Origin of the sequence: Halomonas sp. DP8Y7-3, assembly GCF_019801675.1 — a bacterium.
In the GTDB taxonomy this organism is placed as follows: domain Bacteria; phylum Pseudomonadota; class Gammaproteobacteria; order Pseudomonadales; family Halomonadaceae; genus Halomonas; species Halomonas litopenaei_A.
The window spans coordinates 23,330-39,175 of the sequence record NZ_JAHVIO010000002.1; the positions used below are offsets into that span (position 1 = coordinate 23,330).

The 15,846-nt window shown below is 62.4% G+C and carries 13 protein-coding genes; 11 read left to right on the forward strand and 2 right to left on the reverse strand.

Annotated elements, in window-relative coordinates; genetic code table 11:
- Positions 1-78: 78 nt before the first annotated feature.
- Together KUV86_RS01570 and map are read right to left on the reverse strand one after the other, a co-directional pair.
- Complete coding sequence (locus tag KUV86_RS01570) at positions 79-2,754, reverse strand: [protein-PII] uridylyltransferase (RefSeq protein WP_222483378.1); 2,676 nt, start codon at positions 2,752-2,754, stop codon at positions 79-81.
- A 6-nt stretch (positions 2,755-2,760) separates the two neighbouring features.
- Positions 2,761-3,552: a type I methionyl aminopeptidase gene (gene map, locus KUV86_RS01575; RefSeq protein WP_206940323.1), complete on the reverse strand. Its 792-nt coding sequence runs from the start codon at positions 3,550-3,552 to the stop codon at positions 2,761-2,763.
- 422 nt (positions 3,553-3,974) lie between these two features.
- Between map and rpsB the strand changes: the two genes are divergently transcribed.
- From rpsB to lpxD, 11 genes are all read left to right on the forward strand, one after another.
- Positions 3,975-4,718: a 30S ribosomal protein S2 gene (gene rpsB, locus KUV86_RS01580; protein WP_206940321.1), complete on the forward strand. Its 744-nt coding sequence runs from the start codon at positions 3,975-3,977 to the stop codon at positions 4,716-4,718.
- Positions 4,719-4,867: 149 nt separating this feature from the next.
- A complete protein-coding gene (gene tsf, locus KUV86_RS01585; RefSeq protein ID WP_222483379.1) occupies positions 4,868-5,737 on the forward strand; it encodes a translation elongation factor Ts in 870 nt (289 codons plus the stop codon).
- A 156-nt stretch (positions 5,738-5,893) separates the two neighbouring features.
- Positions 5,894-6,661, forward strand: coding sequence for a UMP kinase (pyrH, locus tag KUV86_RS01590; protein WP_206940318.1), 768 nt, complete (start codon positions 5,894-5,896; stop codon positions 6,659-6,661).
- Positions 6,662-6,665: 4 nt separating this feature from the next.
- Positions 6,666-7,223, forward strand: coding sequence for a ribosome recycling factor (frr, locus tag KUV86_RS01595; protein WP_206940317.1), 558 nt, complete (start codon positions 6,666-6,668; stop codon positions 7,221-7,223).
- A 194-nt stretch (positions 7,224-7,417) separates the two neighbouring features.
- Positions 7,418-8,188, forward strand: a complete 771-nt coding sequence (uppS, locus tag KUV86_RS01600; protein ID WP_224908674.1) for a polyprenyl diphosphate synthase — start codon at positions 7,418-7,420, stop codon at positions 8,186-8,188.
- Positions 8,181-8,987, forward strand: a complete 807-nt coding sequence (locus KUV86_RS01605; protein WP_206940315.1) for a phosphatidate cytidylyltransferase — start codon at positions 8,181-8,183, stop codon at positions 8,985-8,987. Before uppS ends, KUV86_RS01605 begins: the two co-directional genes overlap by 8 nt.
- Positions 8,984-10,195 (forward strand): 1-deoxy-D-xylulose-5-phosphate reductoisomerase, encoded by a 1,212-nt coding sequence (ispC, locus tag KUV86_RS01610; protein ID WP_222483381.1) that lies wholly within the window; start codon positions 8,984-8,986, stop codon positions 10,193-10,195. Before KUV86_RS01605 ends, ispC begins: the two co-directional genes overlap by 4 nt.
- Positions 10,196-10,286: 91 nt before the next feature.
- On the forward strand, positions 10,287-11,645 hold the full coding sequence (rseP, locus tag KUV86_RS01615; RefSeq protein WP_206940313.1) for an RIP metalloprotease RseP: 1,359 nt from the start codon (positions 10,287-10,289) through the stop codon (positions 11,643-11,645).
- Positions 11,646-11,834: 189 nt separating this feature from the next.
- Positions 11,835-14,183 carry an outer membrane protein assembly factor BamA gene (bamA, locus tag KUV86_RS01620; protein ID WP_206940312.1) on the forward strand — a complete coding sequence of 783 codons (2,349 nt, stop codon included), beginning with the start codon at positions 11,835-11,837 and terminating at the stop codon, positions 14,181-14,183.
- Positions 14,183-14,686, forward strand: a complete 504-nt coding sequence (locus tag KUV86_RS01625) for an OmpH family outer membrane protein (RefSeq protein WP_206940311.1) — start codon at positions 14,183-14,185, stop codon at positions 14,684-14,686. The genes bamA and KUV86_RS01625 overlap by 1 nt, the downstream gene beginning before the upstream one ends.
- Before the next feature lie 58 nt (positions 14,687-14,744).
- Entirely contained in the window at positions 14,745-15,785 is a 1,041-nt protein-coding gene (gene lpxD / locus KUV86_RS01630) for a UDP-3-O-(3-hydroxymyristoyl)glucosamine N-acyltransferase (RefSeq protein ID WP_222161565.1), read from the forward strand.
- Positions 15,786-15,846 lie beyond the last annotated feature (61 nt).

Genomic DNA, 15,846 nt, shown 5'->3' on the forward strand with positions numbered 1-15,846 from the left:
GCGGGAATGGGGCTGTCGGCGATTATAGGGAAGCGTCGGGCCCGCCTCAAATGCACGGGCGCCGACGGCTTCCCGTCGTTACACGCTGAGCACTTCGATCAGTCGCTCGCGCAGCGCCTGCTGGCGCTGCGGGTCGGTGATCGGGAGGCCGGCGCGGTCGGTGACGTAGAACACGTCTTCGACGCGCTCGCCCAGGGTCGCGATCTTGGCCGCCGACAGTGTGATGCCCTGCTCCATGAAGATGCTGCCGACCCGGGCCAGCAGGCCTGGACGGTCAGGGGCAGTAAGCTCCAGCAAGGTGCGTTCGCCGTTGGGGTCCTGTTCAATGGCGACCTGGGTGGCGACCTTGAAATGCTTGAGCTGGCGCGGTGTATGGCGCGTCACGATGGTGGGGTAGTCGTCCGGATCATCCAGTTCCTCGACCAGATGGCGGCGAATCTCCTCCAGGCGCACGGCGTCGCGAATCGGCTGGTCGTGATCGTCGAGCACGATGAAGGTATTCAGCGTCCAATCATTGAGCGAGGTGGCGATGCGGGCGTCGTGGATCGACAGACCAAGCTGCTCCATTGCCGCTGCGGTGGCGGCGAACAGGTCATCCACGGAGCGGGTATGGATGAACACCTTGGTGCCGCCCTCGGGCATGTCGTCGGTGGGGGCATTGATCAGGATCAGCGGCATGTCGCTGCCGGCGTGGTCGAGCATGCCCTGGGTCTGCCAGACCACTTCGCTCGGTGCGTACTGCAGAAAGAAGTCTTCTCCCAGAGAGCGCCACAGGGCATCTACCCGCGCCATGTCGGCGCCGATGGTCGCCAGTAGCGAGTGGGCTTCTTCACGGGTTTCGCGCACCCAGTCGTCACGCTCCAGCGGGTTCTCGAGTCCGCGACGCAAGGCGCGCCGTGTTTCGGCGTGCAGTTGGCGCATCAGCGACGCGCGCCAGCCATTCCACAGCGTCGGATTGGTGGCGGTGATATCGGCGACGGTGAGAATGTACAGGTAGTCCAGGCGCGTCTCATCGACCACCGTGGCGGCGAAGTCACGTATCACTTCGGGGTCGGTGATGTCCCGCTTCTGGGCCACCATCGACATCAGCAGGTGATGCTCCACCAGCCAGCTGACCAGGCGGGTGTCGCGCTGGCTGAGTCCGTGTCGCTCAGCGAAGACCTCGACCTCGCGCGCACCGATCAGCGAATGGTCACCGCCGCGGCCCTTGCCGATGTCGTGAAACAGTCCGGCAATCCACAGGATGTCCATCTTCGGCACCTGGTGGATCAGGGTGGCCGCGACGGGAAATTCCTTCTTGGACTCCGGCTTGCGAAAACCATGCAGGCATTTCAGCAGGCGCAGAGTGTGGGCATCTACCGTGTAGATGTGGAACAGGTCGTGCTGCATCAGGCCAACCGCCTGGCCAAAGGCCGGCAGATACTTGCCCAGCACGCCATAGCGGTTCATGCGACGGAGCTGGCGCGCGACATTGCCGGAAGAGCGCAACAGCGCCATGAACAGGGCCTGGTGGCGAGGGTCGTCGCGGTAGCGATCGTCCATCAGGTGTCGATGGTCGCGGATCAGGCGAATGGTATCGGCGCGCACGCCCTCAATTTCAGGATGTTCTGCCATCAGGTAGAACAGCTCGAGCAGGGCCGAGGGTTGGTCCCGAAACAGGGTGCGCGAGCGTACCTGGATGTAGCCACCGGCGACTTCAAAGCGCTCGTTGAGCGGGGTGACCGCAATCGGCTCGTCGGGGCGCAGGATCTGCTCGTCGAAGTGCTGCAGCAGCATGTCATTGAGCCCAGCCAGGGCGGTGACATGACGGTAATAGCGCTTCATGAACTGCTCTACCGCCAGACGCTCAGGGTTGTCGCGATAGCCAAACAGCTCGGCGATGGTGTTCTGATGGTCAAACAGCAGGCGATCTTCGGCGCGCCCGGTGAGCATGTGCAGGGCGTAGCGAACCTGCCACAGGAACGCCTGGCCCTGGCTCAGGATGCGGTGTTCGGCGTCGTTCATGAAGCCTTTGGCCACCACATCCTCGTAGGACTCGGTATCGAAATGGCGCTTGGCGACCCAGCCGATCATCTGGATATCGCGAAGCCCACCGGGTGAGCTCTTGATGTTCGGTTCCAGATGATACTCGGAGTTGTTGAAACGATAGTGGCGGGCGATCTGTTCCTGCCACTTGGCTTCGAAGAAGCGATCCGCCGGCCACATGTGCTCCGCCGCCAGCCGCTCACGCATGGCCTGGCGCAGCGCCTCCCGCCCTGCAATGGTGCGAGATTCCAGCAGGTTGGTGATGACGGTGACATCGGCTTCGGCCTCGCGCGCGCAGTCGTTGAGCGAGCGCACGCTATGGCCGATTTCCAGGCCGATGTCCCACAGAAAGGTGATAAACGAGGTCAACGCTTCCCGATAAGGGGTGTCGTCATCGTCTTTCAGCAGGAACATCAGGTCGATATCGGAATGCGGATGCAGTTCGCCGCGGCCGTAGCCGCCCACGGCGAGCAGGGCAACCCCGTCGTCCAGCCCCGTCTGACGTGACCAGGCAAGGGCCAGCAGCTGGTCGAGGCACCAGGCCCGCCCGCGTACCAGGTCACGGATGTCTGCGCCTCCCAGGAAGCGCTCATCGAGACGGGCCTGAATCTCCCTTAGCGCCCCCTTGAATGGAGCGATGGGAGAACGTTGGCCGTCGAGCTGGCGAGCAAAGTCGTCGACGTCGAACAGCTCGAATTCCGGTGCGAAGCGGTAGTGGTGCAGCAGCATGGGCTCTCAGCGCTCGAGGAAGGACAGGTCTTCATCCGAGCGAGCGGTCAGCACCTCGACCCCGGTCTCGGTCACCAGCAGGGTGTGCTCCCACTGGGCAGTCAGTCCCTTGTCCTTGGTGACCGCCGTCCAGCCATCGCGCAGCACCTTGGTGCGATGGTCGCCGACGTTGATCATTGGCTCGATGGTAAAGCACATGCCGGCCGCCAGTTCGATGTCGGCTTCCGGGGCGTAGCCATCGTAGTGCAGTACCTGGGGATCCTCATGGAAGCCGGCGCCGATGCCGTGGCCGCAGAAGTCCCGAACGACGGAGTAGCCGTTGGCCTGGGCATGGCTTTCAATGGCGCGGGCGAGCTCGGACAGCCGCACCCCGGGGCGTACCAGCGCCATGCTGCGGTACAGGCACTCCTGGGTGACGCGACACAGGCGCTCGCCCTGAATGGTGTCACCGATGATGAACATGACGCTGGAGTCGCCGTGATAGCCATCGGCAGTCTTCACGGTGATGTCCATGTTCATGATGTCGCCCTTCTTCAGCTTCTTGCTGTCGTCGGGGATGCCGTGGCAGACCACATGGTTGATCGAGGTGCAGATGGACTTGGGAAAGCCATGATAGTTGAGCGGGGCAGGGGTCGAGCCGAGCTCATTGACGATGTAGTCGTGGCACAGCTTGTCCAGGTGGCCGGTGCTGACACCAGCGACGACGTGAGGGGTGATCATCTCCAGCACGCTGGCCGCCTGGCGGCCGGCTTCGCGCATTTTTTCGATTTCGTCGGGCGTCTTGATGGGTACGTTCATGGAATCTCGATCTGTGTGGGGTCGCCATGGGGCAGGAGGCTGCGGCTGACACAGCGCAGAATGGCCGTATGCGGGTGTCGATGCGGCGGCGTCGAGCGCGCGAGACGCTGGGCGACTTCAATTCGAAAGTCATCCATGGTATAAAGCTGCGCGCTTTCCTGCAATCGCCGTTCCCTGCATGGGTGTGTCGATCACGGAGCGGGTGAGATAAGGAAGGGTTACGATCCTTCGCTCCCTGCCTGCGACGCCCTCGCCAGGCGGCGCGTTACGGGAAGGCGGCAAACAGAAGAGGCTTTCACAGTGGAAGCCTCGAGCCTTGAAAACACACATGCACCGACACATGGTCCCGGGTGCCTGAGGGAAACCTCTGGTCGGATCCATGGGGTGCATGGAGGCCTAACCCGATTTTTCAGGAGTCATCCATGGCACACGTCAATATGCGTGACCTGCTCAAGGCAGGCGCACACTTCGGTCACCAGACACGTTACTGGAACCCGAAGATGGGCAAGTTCATCTTCGGCGCTCGTAACAAGATTCACATCATCAACCTCGAGCATACCCTTCCGGCGCTCAACGAGGCGATCGATGTGGTCGAGAAGATGGCCTCTGCCAACAACAAGATCATGTTCGTCGGTACCAAGCGTAGCGCGAGCAAGATCATCAAGGAAGAAGCCAACCGCGTTGGTCAGCCGTTCGTCAACCACCGCTGGCTCGGCGGCATGCTGACGAACTACAAGACCATTCGTCAGTCCATCAAGCGTCTGCGCGAACTCGAGACCATGCACGAAGATGGTACTTTCGAGAAGCTGACCAAGAAAGAAGTCCTGATGGCGACTCGCGAGCAAGAGAAGCTCGAGCGCTCCATCGGCGGTATCAAGGAAATGGGCGGCCTGCCGGACGCACTTTTCGTGATCGACGTCGACCACGAGCGTATCGCTATCAACGAAGCGAACAAGCTGGGCATCCCGGTCATCGGCGTGGTTGACACCAACTCCGATCCGGACGGCGTCGACTACGTGATCCCGGGCAACGATGACTCCATCCGCGCCATCCAGATCTACGTCAAGGCCATCGCCGATGCCTGCGGTCGTGCAAAGGAAGGTCGCCCCGATGAGTTCGTCGAAGTGACCGACAGCGAAGGCGATGCCGCCGCTGCTGCCGAGTAAGCTTCGGCCCGCCTGGGCCAGCTGATCGCGCAAGCGATCCACGCCGGACAGGCGCAAAGGGGGCCGAGGCCCCCTTTTCTCTACTCTGGCCCGCGGTCAAGCCGAGGGCCTCTCCGACACCCAGGTCGAACCATTTAGAGGTGAATACCATGGCAGCTATCAGCGCCTCCCAGGTCAAGGAACTGCGCGAGCGTACCGGGCTCGGCATGATGGAGTGCAAGAAGGCACTCACCGAAGCCGGCGGTGACATCGAGCAGGCCATTGAGGATCTGCGCAAGAACTCTGGTCTCAAGGCCGCCAAGAAAGCGGGTCGTACCGCTGCTGAAGGCGTTGTCGTGACTCGCGTGTCCGAGGACGGCAGCTACGGCGTGATGGTCGAGATCAACTCCGAGACCGACTTCGTTGCTCGTGACGACAACTTCAAGGCGTTTGCCGACAAGGTGGCGGATACCTTCTTCGCTGCCAAGAGCGAAGACGTCGCCGCTGTGACCGCTGGCGAGCTGGAAACTGCTCGTGAGCAGCTGGTCCAGAAAATCGGCGAGAACATCGGCGTGCGTCGCGCTGTGGTCGTCGATGCGGCTGACGGCAACCTGGTGGGTGCCTATGTGCACGGTGGCCGCATCGGCGTGCTGACCGAGCTCAAGGGTGGCACTCAGGAAGCCGCCAAGGACGTGTCCATGCACGTGGCTGCGATCAACCCGGCCGTTGCTCGTCCTGAGGACATGCCTCAGGAAGCGCTCGACCAGGAGAAGGCCATCATCCTGGCGCAGCCGGATATGGCGGGCAAGCCCGAGCAGATCGCCGAGAAGATGGTGCAGGGCCGCCTGAAGAAGTACCTGGCCGAGAACAGCCTGACCGAGCAGCCCTTCGTCAAGGATCCGAACCAGAGCGTGGCCGAGTTCGTCAAGGCCGCCGGTGGTGAAGTGATCGGCTTCACTCGCTTCGAAGTGGGCGAGGGCATCGAGAAGGAAGAGGTCGACTTCGCCAAGGAAGTCATGGAACAGGCCAAGCGTAGCTAAAGGGATGTGTTTCCCGAGGCCCAAGGTTCCATACTGTGCTAGCACAGTGTAAAGATGGCGTGCGCGAAAGCGCACGCCTTCGTGTATGCGTCAGCGGTGAGCGTACGGCCTGACCGACCGTCACTCGACCCATCCAGTCCCCAGTGGAGAAATGCCATGAGTAGCGCCGATTCTTCCCCCCAGTCCAAGCTCGACAAGCCCCGTGCCGATGTGTCGAAGTACAAGCGCATCCTGCTGAAGCTGTCAGGCGAGGCGTTGACCGGGGATGCCGAGTTCGGGATCGATCCCAAGGTGCTTGATCGCATGGCCCTCGAGATTGGGCAGCTGGTAGGCATCGGCGTCCAGGTAGGCATCGTGATCGGCGGTGGCAACCTGTTCCGTGGTGCCGCCCTGCATGAAGCCGGTATGGAGCGTGTCACCGGTGACCACATGGGCATGCTGGCGACGGTGATGAACGCCCTGGCCATGCGCGATGCGCTTGAGCGTTCCAACATCCGCTCGCGGGTCATGTCGGCGATTCCCATGAGTGGGGTAGTGGAGCACTACGACCGACGCACGGCGATTCGTTACCTGACGTCCGGCGATGTCGTGCTGTTCTCCGCCGGTACCGGTAACCCGTTCTTTACCACCGATTCCGCTGCGTGTCTGCGCGGCATCGAGATCGATGCCGACGTGGTGGTCAAGGCAACCAAGGTAGATGGTGTCTACGACAAGGATCCGGTCAAGTTCGACGATGCCGTCAAGTATGACCAACTGTCCTATGACGACGCCCTCGAACAGAAGCTCGGGGTGATGGATTTGACCGCGATTTGTCTGGTGCGTGACCATGACATGCCGGTTCGGGTCTTCAACATGAACAAGCCTGGCGCCCTGCTCAACCTGGTAGTGGGTGGCAAGGAAGGCACGCTGATCGACAGAGGGTGAGATCGTGATCAACGACATCAAGAAAGACACAGAAACGAGAATGCAGAAGACCATCGAGTCGCTGCATCATAACCTGAACAAGATTCGCACCGGCCGCGCGCATCCCAGTATTCTGGATGCCGTCCAGGTCGAATACTACGGCTCCATGATGCCGCTGAACCAGGTGGCGTCGGTCAACGTCGAAGATGCCCGCACGCTGACCGTCGTGCCCTGGGAGCAAAGCATGGTGCCCAAGGTCGAGAAGGCGATCATGACCTCTGACCTCGGCCTCAATCCGGCGTCCGCCGGCAACGTGATCCGCGTGCCGATGCCGATGCTCACCGAGGAGACGCGCAAGGGCTACATCAAGCAGGCGCGTCAGGAAGCGGAGAACGCGCGGGTCGCGATCCGCAACGTCCGTCGTGATGCCAATAATGACATCAAGGCGCTGCTCAAGGACAAGGAAATTTCCGAGGACGAAGAGCGTCAGGGCGAGGATGAGGTGCAGAAGATCACCGATCGCTTCATCGCCGAAATCGACAAGACCTTGGCGGCCAAGGAAGAAGACCTGATGCAGGTCTGATCCGGCGCTGCTCCGGGGCTGCCGCGACGGCAGGCCCGGGGTGCCGCTGCACTGGGCGTGCGCTATCGTGTTGCATGTGACCAGTGGCCGAGGTTGCTTTGTCGGCCATCGCCTTGGCCGATGGCCGACAAATGAACCGATTGTCTTGCTGCCAGGATGCGGTGAGGCTGGATTCAAACGTCATGCGAGACCCCATGAAGTCAACGCCGTCTCCCGAACTTCGCCCGCTGCCGCCCTTTGCGAGTCTGCCTCGTCATGTGGCCGTGATCATGGATGGCAACAACCGTTGGGCCAAGGCGCGCGGTTTATCCGGTGTGCGCGGGCATCACGCGGGTGTCGAAGCCGTGAGAGCGGTGATTCGTCGTGCCGCCGAGAGACGTATCGAGACGCTGACGCTGTTTGCTTTCTCCAGTGAGAACTGGAAACGTCCCGCCGCTGAAGTGAACGCGCTGATGGAACTGTTCCTGATGGCGCTCAAGCGCGAGGTCAAGAAGCTCCACGAGCACGATATCCGTCTGTCGGTGATCGGTGATACCTCGGGGTTCTCGTCGGCGATCCAGAAGCGGATTGAAGATGCCGAGCGGTTGACGCAGGGCAATCAGGGATTGCGCCTGGTCATCGCCGCCAACTATGGCGGTCAGTGGGACATCGCCAGCGGCGCGCGGCGGCTGGCCGAGCGCGTCGCGCGGGGTGAGCTCGAGGCGGATGCCATCGACGAAGGCACCCTGGCACAGGAGCTGTGCTTGAGTGACGCGGCGCCAGTCGATCTGTGCATTCGTACCAGCGGCGAGCGCCGTATCTCCAACTTCCTGCTGTGGCAACTGGCCTATGCGGAGCTGTACTTCACGCCCGTGCTCTGGCCCGACTTCGATGGCGAGGCCTTCGACGACGCACTGGAGGACTTCTGCCAGCGCAAGCGCCGCTTCGGCATGACTGACGAACAGCTAGAGGCCCAGGGTGCTTAGACAGCGAATCATTACGGCGGTCTGGCTGGCGCCGTTGGCGCTGGCAGGCTTGTTTGGACTGGAAGGGGGCGCCTTCGCGCTGTTCACCGGCGCCATCGTGGTGCTGGCGGGCTGGGAGTGGGCCAACCTGGCAGGCCTGGATCGGGGAGTGAGGCGTTGGCTAGCCCCGGCGGCGCTGGCCGGGGTCATGCTGGTGATGTGGCTAACCGGTCAGTCTCACGCCCTGTGGCCCTTGGTGATAGGCGCCGTTGGCTGGTCGATCAATCTGTGGTGGGTGCTGGGGCATCCTGAGCGCACGCCGCAGTGGTCGTCGACCTGCATGCGCCTGGCCATGGGCGGCTGGGTTTTGCTGCCCACCTGGGTCGGCTTCAACCTGCTGCGGGAGAGCGGCGCCGCCTGGCTACTGTTCGTGCTGCTGCTGGTGTGGGGAGCCGATATCGGTGCTTACTTCGTTGGTCGCGCCTTTGGCCGTCGCAAGCTGGCGCCCAGCGTCAGCCCAGGCAAGTCCTGGGAAGGCGTATACGGTGGCATGGCCGTCACTGCCTGTCTGGCGGTGGTGTTTGCCCTGTGGCAGGCGCTATCGCTGTCCGCTGCCATCACGCTGGTGCTGCTGACACTGGCCGTGACCCTGATCTCGGTGCTGGGGGATCTGCTCGAGAGCATGCTCAAGCGCCATCGCGGGATCAAGGACTCGAGTGCCCTGTTGCCCGGGCATGGCGGCGTGCTTGATCGCATCGACAGCCTGACGGCTGCGATTCCCGTCTTCGCACTTTTCTTTACCTGGCTGGTGGCGTCATGACAGATCCTAAGCGCTCTGACGCACAGGCAGTAAAGGGGGTGACTGTGCTGGGAGCCACCGGCTCTATCGGCACCAGTACCCTCGACGTCATCGCCCGGCATCCCGACCGCTATCGCGTCCACGCCCTGACGGCACACCGGTCCCGCGAGGCGCTGCTGGAACAGTGCCTGTCTCACCATCCCGAGGTGGCCGTGCTGGGCGGTGCAGCCGATGCCGACTGGCTGGCACTGAAGCTCCGGGAGTCTGGCCTTGCCACCGAGGTACGCCACGGTGATCAGGCATTGGCGGAGGTCGCCAGTGCGCCGGAAGCCGAGGTGGTCATGGCGGCCATCGTGGGCGCCGCCGGACTGTTGCCGACGCTGGCTGCGGTGCGGGCGGGCAAGCGCGTGCTGCTGGCCAACAAGGAAGCGTTGGTCATGTCGGGGGCGCTGTTCATGCAGGCCGTCGAGGAGAGCGGCGCGGCGCTGTTGCCGATCGATTCCGAGCACAATGCCATTTTTCAGTGTCTGCCCGGTGAACACCGTGGAGGGTTGGCGCAGCATGGGGTCACCCAGCTGCTGCTGACCGCTTCGGGCGGTCCCTTTCGCGGTTACTCCTCCGAGCAGCTGGCCCAGGTCACCCCCGACCAGGCCTGTGCGCATCCCAACTGGTCGATGGGCCGCAAGATTTCCGTAGACAGTGCCACCCTGATGAACAAGGGGCTCGAGCTGATCGAGGCCTGCTGGCTGTTCGATGCTCGGCCCGAGCAGATTCAGGTGGTGGTACACCCGCAGAGCGTGATTCATTCCATGGCGGCTTACAGCGATGGGTCGGTGCTGGCACAGCTTGGCAACCCGGATATGCGCACGCCCATCGCCTACGGCTTGGCGTGGCCCGAGCGGATCGATGCCGGTGTGCAGTCGCTGGATCTGTTCGCGGTGGCTCGTCTGGACTTCGAGCCGGCCGACGAAACGGCGTTTCCCTGCCTGCGTCTGGCTCGCGAGGCGATGGCGGAAGGGGGACTGCAGCCTGCCGTACTCAACGCCGCCAACGAAATCGCGGTGGAGGCCTTCCTGGATCGGCGCCTGAGCTTCAATGCCATTGCTGCGCTGGTACAGGACGTCAGGGAGGGCCACTTTGATGGCCGCGCCGATGATCTGGAGGCGGTGCTGGCCGCCGACCGCCAGGCCCGGCGTCATGCGCTGGCCTGGCTGGAGGCACGCCGCTGATGCGTTGTTTAGTGGAACCTTTCTCATTCTCTGCTGCCGGAACAACGACGGCGCTGGCGCCGACGCACGCGACATTGCCAAGGAGACGTAGGTGGGCCTGATTCAGAACATTCTGGCCGTGCTGGTGGTGCTCGGCCTGTTGGTCACCTTCCATGAGTTCGGTCACTTCTGGGTGGCGCGCCGCTGTGGCGTGAAGGTGTTGCGTTTCTCGGTAGGTTTCGGCAAGCCCTTGTGGTCGCGAGTGGACCGCCATGGCACCGAGTTCGCGATCGCCGCCATTCCATTGGGCGGCTACGTCAAGATGCTCGACGAGCGTGAGGGCAATGTCCCGGCTGACCAGCTGGATCAGGCCTTCAATCGCAAGTCAGTGTGGGCGCGTATTGCGATTGTCGCAGCGGGTCCGCTGGCCAACTTCCTGTTGGCGCTGGTGGCCTATTGGGCGCTGTTTGTGGCGGGTACCACGACTGTCGTGCCGGTAGTGGGCGAGGTGACGCCGCAGTCTCCGGCGGCCGAGGCGGGGCTGGAGCAGGGCATGGAAGTCACCGCCGTCCGCGGTGAGCCGGTTCGCTCCTGGGACGACATCAACTTGAAGCTGGTGGCTGCCATTGGCGCCAGCGGCAGCCTGGCCATCGAGACACGGGCGGAGGGCAGCAGCGTTGCCCGGACCTACCCGGTCGAGGTGGACAACTGGCTGGTGGGGCAGGACCCACCGGAGCCGCTGGGAACGCTGGGTATCCGGCCGTGGCGCCCGGACATGCCGGCAGTGATCGGCCAACTGGTCGAGAACGAGCCAGCGGTCCAGGCGGGGCTGCAGCCCGGTGACCGGGTGGTGGCGATTGATGGCGAGCCGGTGGCGGACTGGCCGGACCTGGTCCAGCGCGTCCGGGCGCGTCCCGGCGAGGCCATGGAGCTCGACGTGCAGCGAGGCGATGCCTCTGTCACGCTAAGCCTGACCCCGCGCGGGAACCGTCTCGATGATGGTAGCGAGATCGGCTATATCGGTGCCGGCGTTGCACCGGTAGACTGGCCCCAGAAGTATCAGCGAGATATCCGCTACGGACCTCTGGAGGCCGTGGGGCAAGCTGCATCGCGCACCGCCGAAATGACAGTGTTGACCTTCGACGCGGTGCGCAAGATGCTGGTGGGCCTGATTTCACCGACCAACCTGTCGGGCCCGATCACGATTGCGCGCATCGCGGGCGATACGGCTCGCTCGGGTCTGGAGAGCTTCGTCAACTTCATGGCGTACCTGTCGATCAGCCTGGGGGTGCTCAATCTGTTGCCCATCCCGGTGCTCGACGGTGGCCATCTGCTGTATTACTTGATCGAGGCGGTGCGCGGACGGCCTGTCTCCGAGCGCACCCAGGCGGTCGGACTGAAGGTGGGTCTAGCGCTGGTCGGAACGCTGATGATCATGGCCCTGTACTTTGATGTGATGCGGCTCTGGTAGGGCGACAGACCATCAGCAAGGCCCGAGTGTCGGGAGACGCCGCAGTCGTCACCAGGGGTGGTGGCGGCGAGTGACGGGAGACGGTGCCCCTTTTTTGAGACGCCGCTGTCAACTTGTCAGTAAGGCGGAGAAATGTATAAGGTGCCTGTCTGGACAGGTACGCTGACTCAACGCGAGCGAATTGACTGCATGAAAATCAAGACCATCGGATTGGCGACACTCTTGACCGCCTGTGCCCAGGTGGCGCACGCGGATTCCTTTACCGTGTCGGACATTCGTGTGGAGGGCCTTCAACGGGTCTCCGCTGCATCCGTCTTCAATGCGTTTCCCGTCAACGCTCGCGACCAGGTGGATGACCGCGAGCTGGCCGACGCCGCGCGCCAGCTGTTTGCCACTGGGCTGTTCGAAGATATCGAGCTTGCTCGTGAGGGCGATGTGCTGATCATCCAGGTCGAGGAACGTCCGACCATTTCAGCCCTCAATATCGAAGGCAACTCACAGATCACCGATGAAGATCTGCGCAACGGCCTGAAGCAGGCCGGGATCAGTGAAGGCCAGGTGCTGCAGCTGTCGACCATCGACGAGATGAAGCGCGAGCTGGAGGGGCTGTACCAGTCCCAGGGCCGTTACAGCGCCCGCATTGATACTGAGGTGACGCCGGTCGGCCAAGGCCGGGTGCGCGTCGATATCAATATCAATGAAGGTGCCGTTGCCAAGATTCGCCAGATCAACATCGTGGGCAACGAGGCCTTTTCCGACGATATCCTGCTCGATGAGTTCGAGCTTGAGGATGATCCCGGCCTGTTCTTTGGCTGGTTCTCCGCCGACGAATACTCCCGGGAAGCCCTGGCGGGTGACTTGGAGCGCCTGCGCTCCTACTATCTCGACCGCGGTTACGTGAATTTCGAGATCACCTCGAGTCAGGTGTCCATCAGTCCTGACAAGTCCCGGATCTTCATCACCATCAATGTCGATGAAGGCAACCGCTATCGGGTCGGAGATATCAACTTCGTCGGCGACCTGAAGGTAGCCGAGGCAGAAGCCCGCGATCTGCTGCAGTTCCAGTCCGGTGACGTGTTCTCCCGCAGCAAGGTCATTGCGTCCTCTGAAGCCATGCGCTCGCGCCTTGGGGCAGAAGGTTTTGCCTTCGCCGAGGTCGACGGCATCCCGGAAGTACGCAGTGACGGCGAAACCGTCGACTTGAGCTTCCAGGTCGCCCCCGGACGTCGCGCCTATGTGCGTCGTATCCAGTTTGTCGGCAACACCACGACCAAGGACGAGGTGCTGCGCCGCGAGATGATCCAGGCGGAAAGCGCGCCGGCGTCGACCGAGGCCATTTCCCAATCGCGTCAGCGCCTGGAACGTCTTGGCTTCTTCAAGCAGGTCGAGGTGCAGACGGAGCCGGTGCCGGGCGAAAGCGACCAGCTCGATGTCACCTACAACGTCGAAGAGCAGCCTTCTGGCTCGCTCTCGGCAAGCCTTGGTTTCTCTCAGAGTGCCGGCGTCATCTACGGCGCCTCGCTGTCCCAGAACAACTTCCTGGGTAGCGGCAATCGGGTCAATATCGGTGCCCAGAAGAGTGATACCTACACCAGCATCAACTTTGGTTTCACTGACCCCTACTGGACGCTTGACGGTATCTCTCGCGGCTACAACTTCTACTACCGCGCGACCGACTACGAAGATTCCGATATCTCCACCTACTCCACCGATGCGCTGGGGGCAGGCATTAACTTCGGCTATCCGATCAACGAGCTGACGCGCATGAACTTTGGCGCCAACATCGAGAAGCTCGAGATCGACACCTATGACGACACGCCGTCGGAAATCAAGCGCTACGTGCTGGATGAAGGTGATGACGCCAACACCCTGTCGGTCACCGGTAGCTGGACCCGAAACGATCTGAACCGGGGCATCATGCCCACCGCCGGTAACTACCAGCGCCTGTCGCTGGAGCTGGGTGTGCCCGGCAGCGACGCCGAGTACTACAAGGCCCGTGCCCAGGCCAAGCAGTTCTTCCCGTTCAACGAGGAAGAAACCTGGTCACTCAAGTTCAGCGGACAGGTGGGTTACGCCGACGCGCTCAACTCGAGCGACCCCTATCCGTTCTACGAGAACTTTCTGGCCGGTGGTCTTGGCTCGGTACGTGGTTTCACCGACAACACCCTGGGTCAGCTGACGACCGAGCGTGAAGACGGTGACGACGAGACGCTGGGCGGTAACGTGCTGATCGAGGGCAGCATGGAACTGATCTTCCCGATGCCTTTCGTCGAAGACAAGCGTTCGGTGCAGCCGTCGCTGTTCATCGATGCCGGTAATACCTTCCTGACCGAGTGCTATGACGTACTGTCTGAAGACGAAGGTCGCCAGAAGTGTGATTCCGGAGTGGAGTTCGGTGATATTCGCTACAGCGCGGGTGTCGGCGTGTCCTGGCTGACGCCGGTCGGGCCGCTGACCTTCAGTATCGCTGAACCGCTTAATGACAAGGACGAGGATGACACCCAGGTGTTCCAGTTCTCGCTCGGTCAGACGTTCTGATGTCAGTGAGTGGACTGCGCCGTTGCCTGGCAGTCATCGTGGCGTGTGCCGCCCTGCCATGGCAGGCGGCGCAGGCCTCGGGAGTCGCGGTGCTGGATTGGCAGCAAGCGCTGCTGGACACCCGCATGGCCCAAGGTGCCATGCAGTCCCTCCAGCAGCAGGTGGGGCCGTGGCAGCAAGAGGCTGAAGTGCTTCGCCTGGAGCTGGAAGGGTTGGCCGATGAGCTTGCCCAGCAGGGGCAGCAGCCGAACCCCGCCAGCGTCCAGGAGTTTCAACAGAAGGGACAGCGATTCGATCGGCTAAGGCGTGATATCCTCAACGCTCGCCAGGAAACCGAACAGCGTTTGATAAGTCGCCTTGAAGGTCGTGTCGACGAGGCGGTGGCGCAGGTCATTGATCGCCACGATGTGGACGTGCTGGTCACGCCGGATGGCGTGCTGCACAGCAGCCGCGATCTGCCCGACCTGACCGCAGAGGTGACTCGGTTGCTGGACACGCCCTGACAGCGCGTGACCAGCGCTTCCTTTCTCGAATTTTATCGTTACCGCATCACGGTCATTCATGAAATCATCACGCACCCAGCCAAGCCTTTCCGAGATCGCCAGCCAACTGGGCGCGCGCCTGCACGGCGATGGCGATCAGCGCGTGCGAGGGCTGGCGACGCTCAAGGATGCCGGGCCTGACCAGGTCAGCTTTCTCGCCAACCGGGCCTACCTCAAGGACCTTCCCTCTACACGTGCCGCTGCCGTATTGCTGCATCCTGATCATCTAGAAGCCTGTCCAGTGCCCGCACTGGTGCTGGACAATCCCTATCTGGGGTACGCCGAGCTCTCCAGGTTGCTCGATCCCCTGGTCGGCGCTCATCGCCCGGGTGTGCATCACAGTGCCGTGGTGGCCGACGATGCGGTACTGGGTGAAGATGTCTGCATCGGCCCCAATGCGGTAGTCGAATCCGGCGTGAAGCTGGGCGACCGCGTTGTCGTAGGTCCCGGCTGCGTGATCGGAAGCGACAGCCAGATCGACGATGACGGTTTCCTGCATGCCAATGTCACGCTGTATCACGGGGTGGTCATCGGCAAGCGGGTGATCTTGCACAGTGGCTGCGTGATTGGCGGCGACGGCTTCGGCTTTGCCCACGATGGAAGTGGCTGGCGCAAGATTGCCCAGCTGGGTGGTGCGGTGCTGGGCGATGATGTCGAGGTCGGCAGCTGTTCCAGCATTGATCGCGGTGCACTCGGTGACACCGTGATCGGTAACGACGTCAAGATCGATAGCCAGGTGCAGATCGCGCACAACGTGCAGATCGGTGATCACAGCGCCCTAGCCGGCTGCGTCGGCATTGCGGGTTCCACTCGGGTGGGACGCCACTGCATGCTGGGAGGCGGGGTCGGCTTGTCCGGGCACCTGACCATCAGTGACGGCGTGCAGGTCACTGGCATGAGCCTGGTCACCAACTCGATTCTTGAGCCGGGAGTCTACTCCTCCGGCACCGGTGCCATGGAAAATAGCCAGTGGCGCCGCAATGCCGTGCGCTTCAAGCAGCTCGACAGTATCGCCAAGCGCGTCAGTCGCCTGGAGAAGCGGGATTCCAGCGATACTTGAGGGGGTGGTTCAGGTCGGTATAATCCACCGCCTATTGTCGGCTCGGCGCGCAAGCCCGACG

Bases quoted from the DNA above. Each gene is read 5' to 3' on its own strand.
- map (WP_206940323.1), bottom strand. From the start codon at position 3,552: ATGAACGTACCCATCAAGACGCCCGACGAAATCGAAAAAATGCGCGAA.
- tsf (WP_222483379.1), top strand. From the start codon at position 4,868: ATGGCAGCTATCAGCGCCTCCCAGGTCAAGGAACTGCGCGAGCGTACC.
- KUV86_RS01570 (WP_222483378.1), bottom strand. From the start codon at position 2,754: ATGCTGCTGCACCACTACCGCTTCGCACCGGAATTCGAGCTGTTCGAC.
- ispC (WP_222483381.1), top strand. From the start codon at position 8,984: ATGACAGATCCTAAGCGCTCTGACGCACAGGCAGTAAAGGGGGTGACT.
- KUV86_RS01625 (WP_206940311.1), top strand. From the start codon at position 14,183: ATGTCAGTGAGTGGACTGCGCCGTTGCCTGGCAGTCATCGTGGCGTGT.
- pyrH (WP_206940318.1), top strand. From the start codon at position 5,894: ATGAGTAGCGCCGATTCTTCCCCCCAGTCCAAGCTCGACAAGCCCCGT.
- lpxD (WP_222161565.1), top strand. From the start codon at position 14,745: ATGAAATCATCACGCACCCAGCCAAGCCTTTCCGAGATCGCCAGCCAA.
- uppS (WP_224908674.1), top strand. From the start codon at position 7,418: ATGAAGTCAACGCCGTCTCCCGAACTTCGCCCGCTGCCGCCCTTTGCG.
- rpsB (WP_206940321.1), top strand. From the start codon at position 3,975: ATGGCACACGTCAATATGCGTGACCTGCTCAAGGCAGGCGCACACTTC.
- bamA (WP_206940312.1), top strand. From the start codon at position 11,835: ATGAAAATCAAGACCATCGGATTGGCGACACTCTTGACCGCCTGTGCC.